We start from the raw sequence: 15,365 nt of genomic DNA on the forward strand, positions 1-15,365 counted from the left end.
TGCTAGTCCTTCACCGCCGCCACGATCTTCTTGGCCGCATCGTCGAGGTCGTCGGCCGCGATCACGTTGAGGCCGCTCTCGTTGATGATCTTCTTGCCGAGTTCGACATTGGTGCCTTCGAGCCGCACCACCAGCGGCACCTTCAGCCCGACCTCCTTGACCGCGGCGACCACGCCCTCGGCGATGACGTCGCAGCGCATGATGCCGCCGAAGATGTTGACCAGAATGCCCTTCACGTTCGGATCGGCGGTGATGATCTTGAACGCCGCCGTCACCTTCTCCTTCGAGGCGCCGCCGCCGACGTCGAGGAAGTTGGCGGGCTCGGCGCCGTAGAGCTTGATGATGTCCATCGTGGCCATCGCCAGCCCGGCGCCGTTGACCATGCAGCCGATATTGCCGTCGAGCGCCACGTAGGCGAGGTCGTATTTGGAGGCCTCGATCTCCTTCTCGTCCTCCTCGGTCGTGTCGCGCAGCTCCATGATGTCGGGGTGGCGGAAGAGCGCGTTGTTGTCGAACGACACCTTGGCGTCGAGCACGCGCAGGCGGCCGTTCTCCATCACGATCAGCGGGTTGACCTCGAGCAGGCTCATGTCCTTCTCGGTGAAGGCCTTGTAGAGGATCGGGAAGAGACCGGCCCCGTCCTTGGCGGCATCGCCGGAAAGCTTCAGCGCATCGTTGAGCTTGGCGACATCCGCCGCGGTCACACCGGCTTCCGGATCGATCGCCACGGTCACGATCTTTTCCGGCGTCTCCTCGGCCACCGCCTCGATGTCCATGCCGCCTTCGGTCGAGACCACGAAAGCGATCCGCCCGACGGTGCGGTCGACCAGGATCGACAGGTAAAGCTCGCGGTCGATGTCGGCGCCGTCCTCGATATAGAGCCGGTTGACCTGCTTGCCGTCCGGCCCGGTCTGCTTGGTGACAAGCGTGTTGCCGAGCATCTCCTTGACGTTGGCGACGACGTCGTCGACCGACTTCGCCAGCCTGACCCCGCCCTTGGCGTCGGCGCCCAGTTCCTTGAAGCGGCCCTTGCCGCGGCCGCCGGCATGGATCTGGCTCTTCACCACGTAGAGCGGGCCGGGCAGCGACTTCGCCGCCTTCTCCGCCTCGTTGGCCTTCATGATCGCCACGCCGGCCGCGACCGGTGCGCCAAAACCCTTCAGGACCTGCTTGGCCTGATATTCATGGATGTTCATGAGAGACTGGCTTCCCTTACTTCTTCAGGTTCGGGGCGATGTTCATGCAGGCCTCGCACAGCCCGGTGACGGCGGCCACCGACTTGTCGAACATCTTCTGCTCGGCCTTGTTGAGGCTGATCTCGATGATGCGCTCCACGCCGCCGTCGCCGATCACCGTCGGCACGCCGACATAGAGGTCCTTGACCCCGTACTGGCCCGAAAGATGCGCCGCGCAGGGCAGCACCCGCTTCTTGTCCCTGAGATAGCTCTCCGCCATCGCCACCGCCGAGGCGGCCGGCGCGTAGTAGGCCGAGCCGGACTTCAGCAGCCCGACGATCTCGGCACCGCCGTCGCGGGTGCGTTGCACGATCTTGTCGAGCTTCTCCTTCGAGGTCCAGCCCATCTTGACGAGGTCGGGCAGCGGAATGCCTGCCACTGTCGAATAGCGGGTCAGCGGCACCATGGTGTCGCCATGGCCGCCGAGCACGAAGGCGGTCACGTCCTCGACCGAAACCTTGAACTCCTCGGCCAGAAAATAGCGGAAGCGCGAGGAATCGAGCACGCCGGCCATGCCGACGACATGCGTCTTGGGCAGGCCCGAGAACTTCTGCAGCGCCCACACCATGGCGTCGAGAGGGTTGGTGATGCAGATGACGAAGGCCTTGGGCGCGTACTTCTTGATGCCGGCGCCGACCTGCTCCATCACCTTCAGGTTGATGCCGAGCAGGTCGTCGCGGCTCATGCCCGGCTTGCGCGGCACGCCGGCGGTCACGATGCACACGTCGGCGTCCTTGATCGCGGCATATTCATTGGTGCCGGCGAAGTTGGCGTCGAAGCCCTCGACCGGCGAGGACTGGGCGATGTCGAGCCCCTTGCCCTGCGGGATGCCTTCGGCGATGTCGAAAAGGACGACGTCGCCCAGCTCCTTCAGCCCGATCAGGTGGGCGAGCGTGCCGCCGATCATTCCCGAGCCGATGAGCGCGATCTTGCTGCGTGCCATTCGTGAGATACCCCGCGACGTTGTGGGCTACCATGGCCCAGCTGTTTTGCGATTGAAAGACGTTGGCCTGAATCGGGTGCCGTTCGTTGCGACAAAATTCGCGCGTGGCCTTAGACTCGGCGGCAAAAAAACTCAACCGATTCTTTCGATATGAATGAATTCAATCGTTTATAAATATCGGGAGTTACGTAAACGTCAAAACATTGCCGAAAAAAGCGTCAACGTTCAGCCTTCCCCGCCGACATCTGTACGAGAATACCCCTCGGCTCAGGCGTCGTGTCCCGCTTCTCGCACACCCGCCTCCTCCGCCTTGCCATCCGGCCAGTCGCGGCTTTGCATCTCGATCAGCCGCGATGCCGTGCGTTCGAACTCGAACGATTCCGTCGTGCCGGTGCGGCCGCGATAAAGGGCCTGCGGCTGCGCGGCGGCGCTGGCGATCAGTCGCATGCGTTTGTCGTAGAGCGTGTCGATGAGCAGGATGAAACGTTTGGCCTCGTTGCGCATGGCGTCGTCGAAGACCGGGACGCTTTCCACGAACAGGGTCTGGAACCGCGCGGCGATCGCCAGATAGTCGCGCGCACCCAAGGGCCGCCCGCACAACTCCTCGAAGGTGAACCTCGCCGCGTCGCGCGTCGCGCGCGGCACCTTGATCGAGCGTCCCTTGACCGCGACCTCCTCGGCCTGCTCGGCCGCGCCGTTGGCATAGTCGCGCCAGGCCGCCTCGAAGGCCTCGCCGGTCTCCTCGTCCAGCGGCGTCAGGTAGACCGGCAGCCGGTTCAGTTTTTCCAGCCGGTAATCCGTATCGCTGTCAAGGCTCATCACATCGGCGTGGCGCGCCAGGATGGCGATGAAAGGTTCGAACAGCGGTCGGTTGAGGCCGTTGTGATAGAGCTTCTGCGGCGCGACGTTGGACGTGGCGACCAGAACCACGCCCTCCTCGAACAGGGCCGAAAACAGCCGCGACAGTATCATGGCGTCGGCAATATCGGTGACCGAGAACTCGTCGAAGCACAAGACCCAGGCCTCGCCGGCCAGCGCCCGCGCTACCGGCGGTATAGGGTCGTCGCCCTTGACCTCGCCCGCCTTCAGCGCCGTGCGATGCCGGCCAATGCGATCATGAACCTCGGCCATGAAGTCATTGAAATGCACCCGGCGCTTGCGGTTGACCGGCACCAGTTCGAAGAACAGATCCATCAGCATGGTCTTGCCGCGGCCGACGGCGCCGTGGATGTAGAGGCCTTTGACGGGCGCCTTCGGTTCGCGCCGGCGCGCGAACAGCCAGCCGAGCGCGCTCGACTTGGCGGCCAGCCGCTTGTTGGCGAGTTCCTCGACCAGCCGGTCGAGGCGTTTGGCGATCTTTTCCTGGGCGAGGTCGCGCGTGACCTCGCCGCGCTCGATCAGGCGTTCATAGGCCTGGCGAACCGAGGGAAACGGCTGCAATCCGTCGCGCAGGGACATGGGCCGGCCTCGGTTCGCGCGATCAGCTTGTCCTGGCTCCTCAGCGCGAAAGCGAGATCGGCTGCCCGGTCGACATCTGGCCGTCGAAGCGCTCGCCGCCCGACGAATAGAGGCGGGCAAGCACGTTGCCGCTCTCGTCGTAGAGCGACAGCTGCTTGCCGGCGACATTCCACGATTTCACGCCATCGAGCGGCGCCGGGCAGCGCAACGGGCCGGCGCGGAAGCCCTGGCCGAACTTCGTCTGTGGCGTGGCGATGCGGCAGTTCTGGCCGGAAACGGAGGCGCTCCACACCCCCGCCACGCTGCCGACCGTGAGGTCCGCTGCGCCGGTCGGCACGGCCGTCTCGACGACGGGCGTGTTCGGATCGAGCGCGGCGACGTCTTCGCTCTCTTCCGGCGTGACGGTGCCGCCGGGCGGCGGCGGGAAGCTCGACGGGTCGGTCGGTCCGGTCGGCGACGGCGGCGGCAGCTGGCTCGCCACGACGGTGCCCGCGGGGGCCGGATTGAGTGGTGCGGGCCCGCCGACCGAACTGAAGCGGGAGCTCTGGCATCCGGCAACCGCCAGGGCGCAAAGCGTCAGGGCAACCGTGCCGGAAATCGAAATCTTCATCCTTTTCCTCCGTGGGACATCACGGCAGGGAAAATACGCCCCGCATCGATGCCTTGAATGGCGAAAATCATGGCGATCTTTGGGTCAATTGCACGATCGCATGGTTAAAATTAGGTTGCGCGCGGCGAATCTTGGCGCGGTATAGCGCGGCTCGGCACGAAGATATAGCCCGAGGGTCCGACGATATGGCACTCGCGCAGGCCGTGTGGCTTGTCGGCGGAGCCCGCGAGCACGAAATGACCCACTGCCGCCGCACGCGCCTCGACCCGATCCGGATCGAGACCGTAGATGCGGATTTCGACCCCGGTCCCGCGCGCCTCCACGCCGGCGACGACGCCTGCCATGTCATGGTCCGCGTAGGAATGGTCGGCATGCAGCATCAGCACCGAGCCGGCGATCTCGATCGCGGCGAAATCGGCGTCGGCGTAGATCGTGTTGGCGCCGAGCACCTCGCGCAGGAAGGTTTCGGTCTCGGCGATCTCCGGAACCAGCAGGTTCAGCCCGACGCCGCGCGGCAGCGAACGACCGAACTCGTCGGCCGCCATCCAGGGCTCGCCCGTCCGCTTTTTCATCGCTTCACCCGTGTTGAAAAAATCCTTGATCGGTCCGTTAAAGCCCTTATCTCCAAAGCGATGAAACGTCGAGCGCTGCTGAAATGGCTTGGCTTGGGTGGCGCGGCCTCGCTTGCCGGCGGAACCGCCTATGCCGTCAGCCGCAATGGCGACAATCCCTACTACCAGGGTCCGCCCAGCGACCATTTCGACGGTCGTGTCTTCTTCAATCCCGATGGCGTGCCGCCACGCCAGTTCGCCGATTTCCTGCGCTGGCAGTTCGGCGGCGGTCGCGCTAGGTGGCCGGGCGAATGGCCAAGCCCGCATCCGCCCGCGCGGCCGGAGGCGTCGGTTGACGGCCAGGGGCTGCGCGCCACCATGGTCGGCCACGCGACGCTGCTCATCCAGACCGGCGGCCTGTCGATCCTGACCGATCCGGTCTGGTCGCTCCGCGCCTCACCCTTTTCGCTGGTCGGCCCGAAGCGCGTGAACCCGCCGGGCATCGACTTCGACGATCTTCCGCCGGTCGACGCCGTGCTTCTGTCTCACAATCATTACGACCATCTCGACCTCGGCACCTTGCGGCGGCTGAAGGAAAAGCACGATCCGCTGGTGGTCACCCCGCTCGGCAATGATGCCATCATCCGCGACGCGGTGCCCGACATGCGCATTCACGCCGGCGACTGGGGGGACCGGGTCACGCTCTCCAACGCGGCTGGAAGCCTCGACGTCCATATCGAGCCCGCGCACCACTGGTCGGCGCGCGGCACCGGCGACCGCCGCATGGCGCTCTGGGCCGCCTTCGTGCTGTCCGGCCCGGCCGGCAAAGTCTACATCGCCGGGGACACCGGCTTCCATCGCGGCATCAATTTCCGCGCCGCGGCCGAGCGCCACGGCCGCTTCCGCCTCGCCGTCCTGCCGATCGGCGCCTACGAGCCGCGCTGGTTCATGGAGCCCCAGCACCAGAACCCGGAAGAAGCCGTCGAGGCGATGCGACTGCTTGGGGCCGAACATGCCGCCGGCTGCCACTGGGGCACCTTCCATCTCACCAACGAGGCGATCGAGGAGCCGCGCGACCGCCTGTTCGCCGCGCTCGACACCGCCGGCATGCCGCGGCAACGCTTCCGGCCGTTGCTGCCGGGCGAGGTCTGGGACGTGCCGCAAACATCCGAGGCGTGACATCGCCCTTCCTTGCGCTAGGATAGTACCGGGGCGACACGGGAGAGGCGAAGGATGCGTATGTTGCGGGGGGTGATGGCTTTGATGGTCGCCGGTGGAATTTCAGGCGCGGCCGCTGCCGGATCGATAGCGGACAAGGGGGCCGAGGCCGAGAAACAGTTCGCCGCCGGCCAGCCGATCGCGGCGATCGAGACGCTCGATTCTGCGGTCGCGAAAATCTGGGATACCATGCCGCTGACGGTGCGACGGGCGGTGCTTGTCGAGAGCGTGTCCGGCTATGGCATCTACGCGCCGCGCGACAAGCCGGCCTTCGGGCCGGGCGAGGCGATCGTCATCTATGTCGAGCCGATCGGTTTTGCCTACGGCAAGGACTCGCTCGGGGCAGGCCAGATCGCTTTCGACATCGACCTGGCGATTGAGGATGAAGCCGGCACACAGGTGCTGCAGCGCGAAAACTTCGTCTCGGTCGAAACGCCGGTCCGCTACCGCAATCGCGAGTTTCATCTGACCGTGAACCTGAACCTCAGCGGCGCCCCGACCGGCAAGTATGTCGGGCGGTTCCTCTTGAAGGACAGGCACTCCGACAAGACCGCCGAGTTCGACGTGCCGTTCGAGATCGCCGGCTGACCCTGCTGAGGGAACGGTACGCGCCGAAACGCGTTCTTTTGATTGTCCGCCCAGCAAAGGGTCAATCCGGAGAGCGCGCTCATGATCAAATGGATACTCATTCTGCTCGTCGTCGCTGCGGTGGCGAGCCTTCTCGGCCTCAATTCGCTGGCCGGTGCCGCCATGACCGGCGCCAAGCTGCTGATTGCCGTCGCGCTGATCCTGTTCCTGCTGGTGCTGTTCGGCCTGGTGGCGATCGCCTGATCCTCGCTCTGCGGCCGCCATCGCCAGCGTCTGGTAATCGGGGCTCGCTTCCGCCATATAGGGGCCGGATCGATCACCTGGACCGGCAATGGAAGAGCGGCCGCATTTTGCCAAGATGAACGGGCTCGGCAACGAGATCATCGTTGCCGACATGCGCGGTCGCGCCGGGCGCGTATCGCCAGCTGCCGCGCGCGCGCTGGCCGCGGACCCGGCGACGCGTTTCGACCAGATCATGGCGATCCATGATCCGAAGACGCCCGGCACGGCCAATTTCATCGAGATTCTGAATTCCGACGGCTCCTCCGCCCAGGCCTGCGGCAACGGCATGCGCTGCGTCGTGCAGGCGCTGGCCGCCGAGACCGGTACAGCCCGCTTCACCTTCGAGACGGTGGCCGGCATCCTCAACGCCGAGGAACATGCCGACGGCTCGATCTCGGTCGACATGGGCAAGCCGCGCTTCGACTGGCAGGACATCCCGCTCGCCGAGGAATTTCGCGACACCCGCATGATCGAGTTGCAGATCGGCCCGATCGACGCCCCGGTGCTGCATTCGCCTTCGGTGGTCTCGATGGGCAACCCGCATGCCGTGTTCTGGGTCGACGACGACGTTTGGTCGCACGATCTCGAGCGTTTCGGGCCGCTGCTCGAAAACCATCCGATCTTTCCCGAAAAGGCCAACATCACCATTGCCAGGGTGACCGCTCCCGACGCCATAACCATCCGCACCTGGGAGCGCGGCGCCGGGCTCACCCGCGCCTGCGGTTCCGCCGCCTGTGCTGCCGCCGTCTGCGCGGCGCGCACCCGCCGCACCGGCCGCGGCGTGACCGTCACCGTGCCGGGCGGACCATTGCTCATTGAATGGCGCGATGACGACCACGTCATCATGACCGGCCCCGCCGAATGGGAATTCTCGGGACGCTTCGATCCCGCCACCGGCGCCTGGGAACGCGAAGTCGAGGGCGCGGTCTGATGGCTGTCGACATCGTTACCTTCGGCTGCCGGCTCAACACCTATGAGTCGGAAATCATGCGCCGCGAATCCGAGGCCGCCGGCCTCGGCGAGCTCGACGGCGGTGCCGTGGTCTTCAACACCTGCGCCGTCACCGGCGAGGCGGTGCGCCAGGCGCGCCAGGCGATCCGCAAGGCGCGCCGCGAGAACCCGGCCGCGCGCATCATCGTCACCGGCTGTGCCGCCCAGACCCATCCCGGCAGCTTCGCCGCCATGGACGAGGTCGATCTCGTGCTCGGCAATGAGGAGAAGCTGAAGAGCCAGAGTTACCGCGCCTTGCCCGATTTCGGCGTCAACGACACCGAAAAGACCCGCGTCAACGACATCATGTCGGTGACGGAGACCGCGCCCCATATGGTCGATGCGATCGAGGGCCGCGCCCGCGCCTTCGTGCAGGTCCAGAACGGCTGCGACCACCGCTGCACCTTCTGCATCATCCCCTATGGCCGCGGCAATTCCCGCTCGGTGCCGATGGGCGCCGTCGTCGAGCAGATCAAGCGACTGGCCGGCAACGGCTATCGCGAGGTGGTGATCACCGGCGTCGACATCACCTCCTATGGCACCGACCTGCCGGGCGCGCCGCGCCTCGGGCGCCTGGTGCGCACCATTCTGCGCCAGGTGCCGGAGCTCCAGCGCCTGCGGCTGTCATCGATCGATTCCATCGAGGCCGACGAGGATCTGATGGCGGCGCTCGCCGACGAGCCGCGCCTGATGCCGCATCTGCACCTGTCCCTGCAGTCGGGCGACGACATGATCCTGAAGCGCATGAAGCGGCGCCACCTGCGCGACCATTCGATCCGCTTCTGCGAGGACGTTCGCCGTCTGCGTCCCGACGCCGTCTTCGGCGCCGACATCATCGCCGGCTTCCCGACCGAGACCGAGGCGATGTTCGAGAATTCGCTGGCAATCGTCGATGAGTGCGGGCTGACCCACCTCCACGTCTTCCCGTTCTCGCCACGCGAGGGCACGCCGGCCGCCCGCATGCCGCAACTGCCGCGCCGGCTGGTCAAGGAGCGCGCCGCGCGCCTGCGCGAGGTTGGAGAGATCGCCTATCGCCGCCATCTCGACGGCGTTGTCGGCAGCGCCCAGAAAATTCTTGTCGAACGCGAAGGTCTCGGCCGCACGGAAGGTTTTGCTGTCACCGCAATTGATCGCGGCGCACCGGGCGACATCGTCGCCGCCCGCATTGCCGGCCATGACGGCGAACGGCTGAACGCCGTCGCGCTGGCCGAGGCGGCCTGACGGACGCACGCATGGCATTCGGTTTCATCAAGAAGATCTTCTCCTTCGGCAAGAAGCAGGTCGAGGAGGTTCCCGCCGAAGACGAGGCAGCAGAGGCGGCGACCGCCCCCGCGCCCACTGAAACCGCGCCGCCGCCGCCCGCGCCGGAAAAGGCAAAGCCGGAGCCGGGTCCTTCCGAGCCAGGTGAAGGGGAACGCCCGAAGACCTGGCTACCCCTCCTGGAACCGGAAGCCGAAAAGCCGGCGGAGCCCGTTCCCGGGAAAGCGGCGAAGGAGACCGCGGGCGAAGCTCCAGCTAAGCCGGCGTCCAGGCAACCTGATGCACCGCAAACCCCGCCATCTCTCAAGGGTGAGCCACCGGTGGAGGAGGCGTCCCCATCTCCACCGCGGGAAGAGGCAGGCGAGACGCCGACCGAGGAGCGCGAGGGCCAACCCGCCGCGAAGCTCAAGCCCGAGCCGGCCGCACCGGAAGCCGAACCAACCCCGGAGCCGGCTCCCTCCGCTCCTCCTCCGGCGAAGGTCGGCGAGACTCCGGCCGAGCCGGTTGTAGAGGAACGTTCGAAAACGCGGCCGCTACCGAGAAAACTGGAAGCCGAAAAGCCGGCCGAGCCTGCTCCTGAGAAGGAGCCAAAGGAAACCGGGCCCCAACCGCTGCCGGCAGAATCCGTCGGTGCCGAGCCCGCCGCTGCCGAAACCGCCGATGCCAGCGACAAGGCGGCTCCTCCGCCGCGGGAGATTGGCGACATATCAGCCGAGCCGGCGAAGGAAACCCCACCTCAACCGCCGCCGGCGGTCGAGCCTCCGCCAACCGCGCCGACGCCAAGATCCTCGCCTCCCGCCGGCCGCGTCACGGTGTCGAAAACCGTCGAGGCGCGTGTCGAGCAAGCGCCCGCTGCGCCCGAACCGGAAGCAAAGCGCAGCTGGTTCCAGCGCCTGCGCGACGGCCTGTCGCGTTCCTCGCGCGAACTCGGCGGCAACATCGCCGGCGTCTTCACCAGGCGCAAGCTCGACGAGGACGCGCTCCAGGATCTGGAGGACGTTCTGATCCAGGCCGATCTCGGCATGGAGACCGCGATCCGCATCACCGACACGCTGGCCTCCGGTCGCTACGGCCGCGACGTCTCCGACGACGAGGTGCGGACCGTCATGGCCGGCGAGATCGAGAAGGTGCTGGCGCCGGTGGCGCTGCCGCTCGAGCTCGACCTGTCGCACAAGCCGCACGTCATTCTGGTCGTCGGCGTCAACGGCACAGGCAAGACCACCACCATCGGCAAGCTCGCCGCCAAGCTCGTCGGCGGCGGTCTCGACGTCATGCTGGCGGCCGGCGACACCTTCCGCGCCGCCGCCATCGAGCAGCTCAAGATCTGGGGCGAGCGTACCGGCTCGCCGGTGGTCGCCTCAAAGCTCGGTGCCGACGCCGCCGGCCTCGCCTACGACGCCTTCGAAAAGGCGAAGGAGGCGGGATCGGACGTGCTGATCATCGACACCGCCGGCCGCCTGCAGAACAAGGCCGAGCTGATGGCGGAACTGGAAAAGATCGTGCGCGTGCTCGGCAAGCTCGATCCCGAGGCGCCGCACACGGTCCTTCAAACTGTCGACGCAACCACCGGCCAGAATGCACTCAACCAGGTCGAGATCTTCCGCAATGTCGCGGGTGTGAACGGCCTGGTGATGACCAAGCTTGACGGCACGGCGCGTGGCGGCATCCTTGTCGGCATCGCGGCCAGGCACAAGCTGCCGGTCTATTTCATCGGCGTCGGCGAACAGGTCGACGATCTGGAACCCTTTTCGGCCGGCGAGTTCGCCAGGGCGATCGCCGGCGTGGCATAGCGAAAAATGACCGACAAACCCCTCTTCGAACGCGAACCCGCAGACCCGAAACGTGACGCGATGAACCCGCTCCTGAAGCTGGTGCTGGAGCTCGGGCCGCTGGTCGTCTTCTTTTTCGCCAACGCGCGCGGCGAATGGCTGGCAGCGACCTTTCCGTCGCTTGCCGCCTTCGGTGGACCGATCTTCATCGCCACCGGGATGTTCATGATCGCCACCGCGCTGTCGCTCGGCATCTCCTGGATCATGGTGCGCTCGCTGCCGATCATGCCGCTGGTCTCCGGCGTCATCGTCTTCGTCTTCGGCGCGCTGACCTTGTGGCTGCAGGACGAGACCTTCATCAAGATGAAGCCGACCATCGTCAATTCGCTGTTCGGGACCGTGCTCCTTGGCGGGCTCATCTTCGGCCGTTCGCTGCTCGGCTATGTCTTCGACCAGGCGTTCCGGCTCGACGCCGAGGGCTGGCGCAAGCTCACCTTCCGCTGGGGCCTGTTTTTCTTCTTCCTGGCTCTTGTCAACGAGATCGTCTGGCGCTCCTTCTCCACCGACGCTTGGGTGGCGTTCAAGGTCTGGGGCATCATGCCGATCACCTTGATCTTCACCTTCAGCCAGATGCCGCTGGTCATGCGTCATTCGCTCGACGAGCAGAAAGGCTAGTGGAATGAATCTGACATTCGATAGCCGCTCGCTGTCGGCCTCAACATCGAATGTCAGATTCATTCCACTAGGAACTTGAACTTGCCAGTGGTTCTTCGGTTTCCGACATTTGCCCTCGCGGCCGATACGAACGGGATGCGAATGTCGGAAATGAACCACTAGAGGGAGCCGCCATGCAATTCATCGAGACCCGCGAGCAACTGCGCCAGCACTACAAGGCGCCCGGCGACCTTCCTCTGCGCAAGGAGTTGAAGGCGCTCGACCCTCATTGCCGCAACTTCATCGCCAAAAGTCCGTTCGTGCTCATCGGCTCGTCCGACGGCAACGGCAATGGCGACGTCACGCCCAAGGGCGACAGGCCCGGCTTCGTCGCCGTGCTCGACGACAACACCCTCGCGATTCCCGACCGGCCCGGCAACAACCGGCTCGACACGCTCGAAAACGTCATCGCCAATCCCGCCGTCGGCCTGCTGTTTCTCATCCCCGGCATGAACGAGACCTTGCGGGTCAACGGCACTGCCCGCATCACCGCCGACGAGGCGCTGCGGCTGGAACTCGCCGTCGACGGCAAGAGCCCGGCGTCAGTGATGATCGTCACGGTCAACGCCTGCTACATGCATTGCGCCAAGGCGTTCCTGCGTTCGGCCCTGTGGAACCCGGAGGCCTGGCCGCCACGTGCAGCGATGCCGACGCTGGGCGAGATCATGAAGGATCAACTCGCCCTTGCCGAACAGGCCGCCGAGGCCGACCGGCGGCTCGAGGAAGCGTATCGCAAGACGATGTGGTGAGGCCACTCGCCTCAGCCGGTCCATTCGATCCAGCGGCCGTGATAGTCGCATTTGGCGAGCCTCGTCGTCTCGCCGCCCGGCCATGTTGTCACGCTGAGCGTGGCGAAAGGGTCGTTCGGGTCGCGTGGCTCCATGCGCAGCCGGGCGATCGGGCTGTCGGGCGTCGCCGCCTTCCCTGCCTCGTCGAGTACCGCCACGATCGCGTCCTTGGTCGCGCGCGGCAGATATTGCCACATGATGGTGTGGAAGAAGACCAGCGCCGTCCCGTCCCGCGGCCCAGCCAGCCGGCGGCGAACGAAATCGGCCGCATCTGCGCGCTCGACCACGAACGGTTCAGCCTCGGCGAGACCGATCGCGGCGTCGAGACGCTCCAGCCTGTGAGGCTGGTCCGCCCACAGATAGGAGCGTAACCGCAGCCGCTGGTCGGGATCGCGAAAGTCGACCGGGCGGATGTCGCTACCGGCGCGCGCGACGATCGCCAATTCGCCATCGAGCGGCGGCGGCGTGCCGCGCATCTCCGGCGAAAGCCGCACCGGTGACGCGGCGTTGCCCCAGCCGGCATCGCCGTAATCGTAGCGGAAACGGTCGAAGATCAGGTTGAGCCCGGCGCTGGACCCGATCTCGGCGCCCGAAAACGGACGTTTCAGCGCGCGTGCCGCCGCAAGGAAGCCGGGCAGGATCATGCCTGCCCGCGCGATCTCGTTGGTCTGCGGCGGATTGTCGAGCGCTCGCACCAGCGCCTCGTCGTTGCGCCGGATCGCTGCCGCCAGTTCCGTCTCGAACGTCGCCTGCGCCACTTTTGCCGCCGGAAAAAGCGCGGCCAGGGCGTCGTCCTCGCCGGACAGTACCAGCGCATGCAGGCCGCCGCAGAGCCTGAGCGCCAGTGCGTCGGCGCGCGGATTTCCTTCCCATTCGAGCACCTGCAGGCCGGTGACCGTCGAGCGGTCGAGGACCGACGCCAGCGCCCGGCACAGCCGGGCCGTGAAGGGCGAACCGAGATCGTCGCAGGCGATCGCCTGCTTTTCGAAATGATCGCGGATTGCGGCCGCGCTCATCGCGGCCTCAGATCGGCGCTGCGGCCTTCAGGATTGGCAAACGGCGCTGCAATCGATCCTTCCTGCACCTGTCGCTCATGGCCGAGCATCCAGTGCACCGTCGGAAAGGCGAGATCGTCCCAGGGAATGTCGTCCCAGCCGAACAGTCCGACTTCAAGGCTTTCCTCGCCGGCCGAAAAGCCCGGCTCGTGCAGCACCGCGCGATAGATCAGCTGCACCTGCGACAGTCGCGGCACCGAATAGACGGCAAGCAGGCTTTCGATGGCAAGTCGTGCGTTGGCTTCCTCCAGCGCCTCGCGACGCGCGCCGTCCTCCGGGGTCTCGTGCAACTCAAGAAAGCCGGCCGGCACGGTCCAGTAGCCGCGGCGCGGCTCGATGGCGCGCCGGCACAGAAGCAGCTTGCCGTCGTGGCGCACCACCGAGCCGACCACAATCTTGGGGTTCTCGTAGGCGACGAAGCCGCAATTCTCGCATACGGCGCGTTCATGCGTATCGCCGTCGGGCACGGTGCGGGCAAAGACGGGCGAAAGCGGATAGGTCATGGCCGGCAGGCTACCCGCTTTCGCCGGGGCGGTGAAGCGGCAGGCCTACCGCTTCATCAGGTGATCGCCATAGGGATCATCGATCACCATCAGCCAGCGGCCGTCAGGCTGGCGGCGCAAGACCGCCACCGAAAGTCCGCCGTCTTCGATCACCGTTCCGTCCGGGGCCTTTCCGGTCATCGACCACGGCATCAGGTGCAGAGCTATGTCGCCTGCCTCGATCACTTCATGGCCGTGATAGGTGAAATGCGGGTCAACGGCAATGAAGCTCTCGAACAGCGCCCTGAGCGCCGGCGTTCCGGAGGCGGGCTGGCCGGGTTCGCCGACCACAACGGCATTCGCCTCGTAGGTCGAAAGGACCGTGTCGACGTCCTTGGCGGCAAAGGCCGACGTCATCCTTTCGATCACCTTCACGACGTCGGTTTCGGCGCCGGCCGCCAGGGCAGGCGATGCGACCGGCAGCACTGCGAGTGTGAGCATCCCGGCAAGAGCTGGCAGAAGACTGGGTTCAGGCATGGGAGTTTCCTTTCTGATGCAACGCTGACGGCGTAGCAGCAGCAACTGCCAGAAAGTGGCAGCATCGTTTCAGCGCAACGGCTTTTCTTGCTCGGCCTGCTGCCACTCACGCATCAGCGCGTGGCGGCGGCGCGGATAACGCTCGCCGGTCAGGCTCATCGCCAGGATCCGGTCGCCGCGAAAGTGCCGGATGGCCTGACGCAGTTCGCACCACGCCACCACCACTCGCACTCTTTCGAAGAAGCCCAGCGCAAACGGCCAGATCGTCCGCCGCGTTTCCCCCTTGCCACCTTCCTTGCGGTAGACGATCTCAAGCCTGTGCTCCTTGCGGATCGCCTCCCTGATCACCGCCAGGTCGACGGTATCGGTCTCCGCCGCGTCGACAGGCCCGATCATCAGGGTCGAGGTGTCGAGGCGGTTCCTGAGGTCATCAGGCAGCACGCTCGCCACCTTCGCCATGGCGTTGCGTGCCGCCGTTCCCAGCCGCTCGTCGCCGCGCTCCGCGACCCATTGCGAGCCGAGCAGCAGGGCCTCGATCTCCTCGTCGCGCAGCATCAGCGGCGGCAGCATGAAGCCGGGCTGAAGCACATAACCGAGACCCGGCTCGCCCTCGATCGGCGCGCCTTGTGCCCTGAGCGAGGCGATGTCGCGATAGAGCGTGCGCAGGCTGACCCCGGTTTCGCGCGCAAGCGTGCTGCCGCTGGCGGGCCGGCGATGCCGGCGCAGCACCTCGATCAGTTCCAGGAGACGTTCCGCCCGCGACATCGTCTTCCTCACCTGCCCCCGCGTTGCCCGGCCGAGCATGCCGATGACGGCGGCCTCCGCCAAGCCCCCGGCGCGACAGGCGCGGCAGCAGATGCCAGCCGAGCGCCTTGCGCGTGATGG

The 15,365-nt window shown here is 66.1% G+C and carries 17 protein-coding genes; 8 read left to right on the forward strand and 9 right to left on the reverse strand.

Annotation, left to right across the window (positions count from 1 at the left end):
- Positions 1–2 precede the first annotated feature (2 nt).
- The 5 genes from sucC to FQ775_RS18095 form a co-directional block, all read right to left on the reverse strand.
- A complete protein-coding gene (gene sucC / locus FQ775_RS18075) occupies positions 3–1,196 on the reverse strand; it encodes an ADP-forming succinate--CoA ligase subunit beta (protein WP_146300331.1) in 1,194 nt (397 codons plus the stop codon).
- 16 nt (positions 1,197–1,212) lie between these two features.
- Positions 1,213–2,178: a malate dehydrogenase gene (mdh, locus tag FQ775_RS18080; RefSeq protein ID WP_146300332.1), complete on the reverse strand. Its 966-nt coding sequence runs from the start codon at positions 2,176–2,178 to the stop codon at positions 1,213–1,215.
- A gap of 267 nt (positions 2,179–2,445) precedes the next feature.
- Positions 2,446–3,636, reverse strand: a complete 1,191-nt coding sequence (gene zapE, locus FQ775_RS18085) for a cell division protein ZapE (protein WP_146300333.1) — start codon at positions 3,634–3,636, stop codon at positions 2,446–2,448.
- Between the two features lie 40 nt (positions 3,637–3,676).
- Positions 3,677–4,246 (reverse strand): protease inhibitor Inh/omp19 family protein, encoded by a 570-nt coding sequence (locus FQ775_RS18090; RefSeq protein WP_146300334.1) that lies wholly within the window; start codon positions 4,244–4,246, stop codon positions 3,677–3,679.
- A 110-nt stretch (positions 4,247–4,356) separates the two neighbouring features.
- Entirely contained in the window at positions 4,357–4,818 is a 462-nt protein-coding gene (locus FQ775_RS18095; protein WP_246730167.1) for a VOC family protein, read from the reverse strand.
- 60 nt (positions 4,819–4,878) lie between these two features.
- Here FQ775_RS18095 and FQ775_RS18100 point away from each other — a divergent pair, with 60 nt between their 5' ends.
- The 8 genes from FQ775_RS18100 (at position 4,879) to FQ775_RS18135 (ending at position 12,367) form a co-directional block, all read left to right on the forward strand.
- Positions 4,879–5,976 (forward strand): MBL fold metallo-hydrolase, encoded by a 1,098-nt coding sequence (locus FQ775_RS18100; protein WP_146300335.1) that lies wholly within the window; start codon positions 4,879–4,881, stop codon positions 5,974–5,976.
- A 54-nt stretch (positions 5,977–6,030) separates the two neighbouring features.
- A complete protein-coding gene (locus FQ775_RS18105; RefSeq protein WP_146300336.1) occupies positions 6,031–6,603 on the forward strand; it encodes a hypothetical protein in 573 nt (190 codons plus the stop codon).
- Positions 6,604–6,684: 81 nt separating this feature from the next.
- Positions 6,685–6,846 (forward strand): DUF1328 family protein, encoded by a 162-nt coding sequence (locus FQ775_RS18110; protein WP_146300337.1) that lies wholly within the window; start codon positions 6,685–6,687, stop codon positions 6,844–6,846.
- Between the two features lie 88 nt (positions 6,847–6,934).
- A complete protein-coding gene (gene dapF, locus FQ775_RS18115; RefSeq protein WP_146300338.1) occupies positions 6,935–7,816 on the forward strand; it encodes a diaminopimelate epimerase in 882 nt (293 codons plus the stop codon).
- A complete protein-coding gene (gene mtaB, locus FQ775_RS18120) occupies positions 7,816–9,096 on the forward strand; it encodes a tRNA (N(6)-L-threonylcarbamoyladenosine(37)-C(2))-methylthiotransferase MtaB (protein ID WP_146300339.1) in 1,281 nt (426 codons plus the stop codon). The genes dapF and mtaB overlap by 1 nt, the downstream gene beginning before the upstream one ends.
- Positions 9,097–9,107: 11 nt before the next feature.
- Entirely contained in the window at positions 9,108–10,925 is a 1,818-nt protein-coding gene (gene ftsY / locus FQ775_RS18125) for a signal recognition particle-docking protein FtsY (RefSeq protein WP_146300340.1), read from the forward strand.
- Positions 10,926–10,931: 6 nt separating this feature from the next.
- Positions 10,932–11,579 carry a septation protein A gene (locus tag FQ775_RS18130; RefSeq protein ID WP_146300341.1) on the forward strand — a complete coding sequence of 216 codons (648 nt, stop codon included), beginning with the start codon at positions 10,932–10,934 and terminating at the stop codon, positions 11,577–11,579.
- A 173-nt stretch (positions 11,580–11,752) separates the two neighbouring features.
- Positions 11,753–12,367: a pyridoxamine 5'-phosphate oxidase family protein gene (locus FQ775_RS18135; RefSeq protein ID WP_146300342.1), complete on the forward strand. Its 615-nt coding sequence runs from the start codon at positions 11,753–11,755 to the stop codon at positions 12,365–12,367.
- Between the two features lie 11 nt (positions 12,368–12,378).
- Here the strand turns inward: FQ775_RS18135 and FQ775_RS18140 are convergent, their stop codons facing one another.
- From FQ775_RS18140 to FQ775_RS18155, 4 genes are all read right to left on the reverse strand, one after another.
- Positions 12,379–13,422 (reverse strand): DUF2332 domain-containing protein, encoded by a 1,044-nt coding sequence (locus FQ775_RS18140; RefSeq protein WP_146300343.1) that lies wholly within the window; start codon positions 13,420–13,422, stop codon positions 12,379–12,381.
- Positions 13,419–13,964 (reverse strand): NUDIX hydrolase, encoded by a 546-nt coding sequence (locus FQ775_RS18145; protein ID WP_146300344.1) that lies wholly within the window; start codon positions 13,962–13,964, stop codon positions 13,419–13,421. The genes FQ775_RS18140 and FQ775_RS18145 overlap by 4 nt, the downstream gene beginning before the upstream one ends.
- A 45-nt stretch (positions 13,965–14,009) precedes the next feature.
- Positions 14,010–14,480, reverse strand: a complete 471-nt coding sequence (locus FQ775_RS18150) for a YybH family protein (RefSeq protein WP_146300345.1) — start codon at positions 14,478–14,480, stop codon at positions 14,010–14,012.
- 69 nt (positions 14,481–14,549) lie between these two features.
- Positions 14,550–15,245 carry a helix-turn-helix transcriptional regulator gene (locus FQ775_RS18155; RefSeq protein WP_146300346.1) on the reverse strand — a complete coding sequence of 232 codons (696 nt, stop codon included), beginning with the start codon at positions 15,243–15,245 and terminating at the stop codon, positions 14,550–14,552.
- Positions 15,246–15,365 lie beyond the last annotated feature (120 nt).

It is taken from the genome of Nitratireductor mangrovi, assembly GCF_007922615.2.
Taxonomy (GTDB): Bacteria; Pseudomonadota; Alphaproteobacteria; order Rhizobiales; family Rhizobiaceae; genus Mangrovimarina; species Mangrovimarina mangrovi.

What these genes read in the sequence shown, in the direction of transcription:
- zapE (WP_146300333.1), bottom strand. Translation starts at nt 3,636, where the DNA reads ATGTCCCTGCGCGACGGATTGCAGCCGTTTCCCTCGGTTCGCCAGGCC.
- FQ775_RS18140 (WP_146300343.1), bottom strand. Translation starts at nt 13,422, where the DNA reads ATGAGCGCGGCCGCAATCCGCGATCATTTCGAAAAGCAGGCGATCGCC.
- dapF (WP_146300338.1), top strand. Translation starts at nt 6,935, where the DNA reads ATGGAAGAGCGGCCGCATTTTGCCAAGATGAACGGGCTCGGCAACGAG.
- ftsY (WP_146300340.1), top strand. Translation starts at nt 9,108, where the DNA reads ATGGCATTCGGTTTCATCAAGAAGATCTTCTCCTTCGGCAAGAAGCAG.
- FQ775_RS18155 (WP_146300346.1), bottom strand. Translation starts at nt 15,245, where the DNA reads ATGTCGCGGGCGGAACGTCTCCTGGAACTGATCGAGGTGCTGCGCCGG.
- FQ775_RS18105 (WP_146300336.1), top strand. Translation starts at nt 6,031, where the DNA reads ATGCGTATGTTGCGGGGGGTGATGGCTTTGATGGTCGCCGGTGGAATT.
- FQ775_RS18090 (WP_146300334.1), bottom strand. Translation starts at nt 4,246, where the DNA reads ATGAAGATTTCGATTTCCGGCACGGTTGCCCTGACGCTTTGCGCCCTG.
- FQ775_RS18150 (WP_146300345.1), bottom strand. Translation starts at nt 14,480, where the DNA reads ATGCCTGAACCCAGTCTTCTGCCAGCTCTTGCCGGGATGCTCACACTC.
- FQ775_RS18145 (WP_146300344.1), bottom strand. Translation starts at nt 13,964, where the DNA reads ATGACCTATCCGCTTTCGCCCGTCTTTGCCCGCACCGTGCCCGACGGC.
- FQ775_RS18100 (WP_146300335.1), top strand. Translation starts at nt 4,879, where the DNA reads ATGAAACGTCGAGCGCTGCTGAAATGGCTTGGCTTGGGTGGCGCGGCC.
- FQ775_RS18130 (WP_146300341.1), top strand. Translation starts at nt 10,932, where the DNA reads ATGACCGACAAACCCCTCTTCGAACGCGAACCCGCAGACCCGAAACGT.
- FQ775_RS18095 (WP_246730167.1), bottom strand. Translation starts at nt 4,818, where the DNA reads ATGAAAAAGCGGACGGGCGAGCCCTGGATGGCGGCCGACGAGTTCGGT.
- FQ775_RS18110 (WP_146300337.1), top strand. Translation starts at nt 6,685, where the DNA reads ATGATCAAATGGATACTCATTCTGCTCGTCGTCGCTGCGGTGGCGAGC.
- sucC (WP_146300331.1), bottom strand. Translation starts at nt 1,196, where the DNA reads ATGAACATCCATGAATATCAGGCCAAGCAGGTCCTGAAGGGTTTTGGC.
- FQ775_RS18135 (WP_146300342.1), top strand. Translation starts at nt 11,753, where the DNA reads ATGCAATTCATCGAGACCCGCGAGCAACTGCGCCAGCACTACAAGGCG.
- mtaB (WP_146300339.1), top strand. Translation starts at nt 7,816, where the DNA reads ATGGCTGTCGACATCGTTACCTTCGGCTGCCGGCTCAACACCTATGAG.
- mdh (WP_146300332.1), bottom strand. Translation starts at nt 2,178, where the DNA reads ATGGCACGCAGCAAGATCGCGCTCATCGGCTCGGGAATGATCGGCGGC.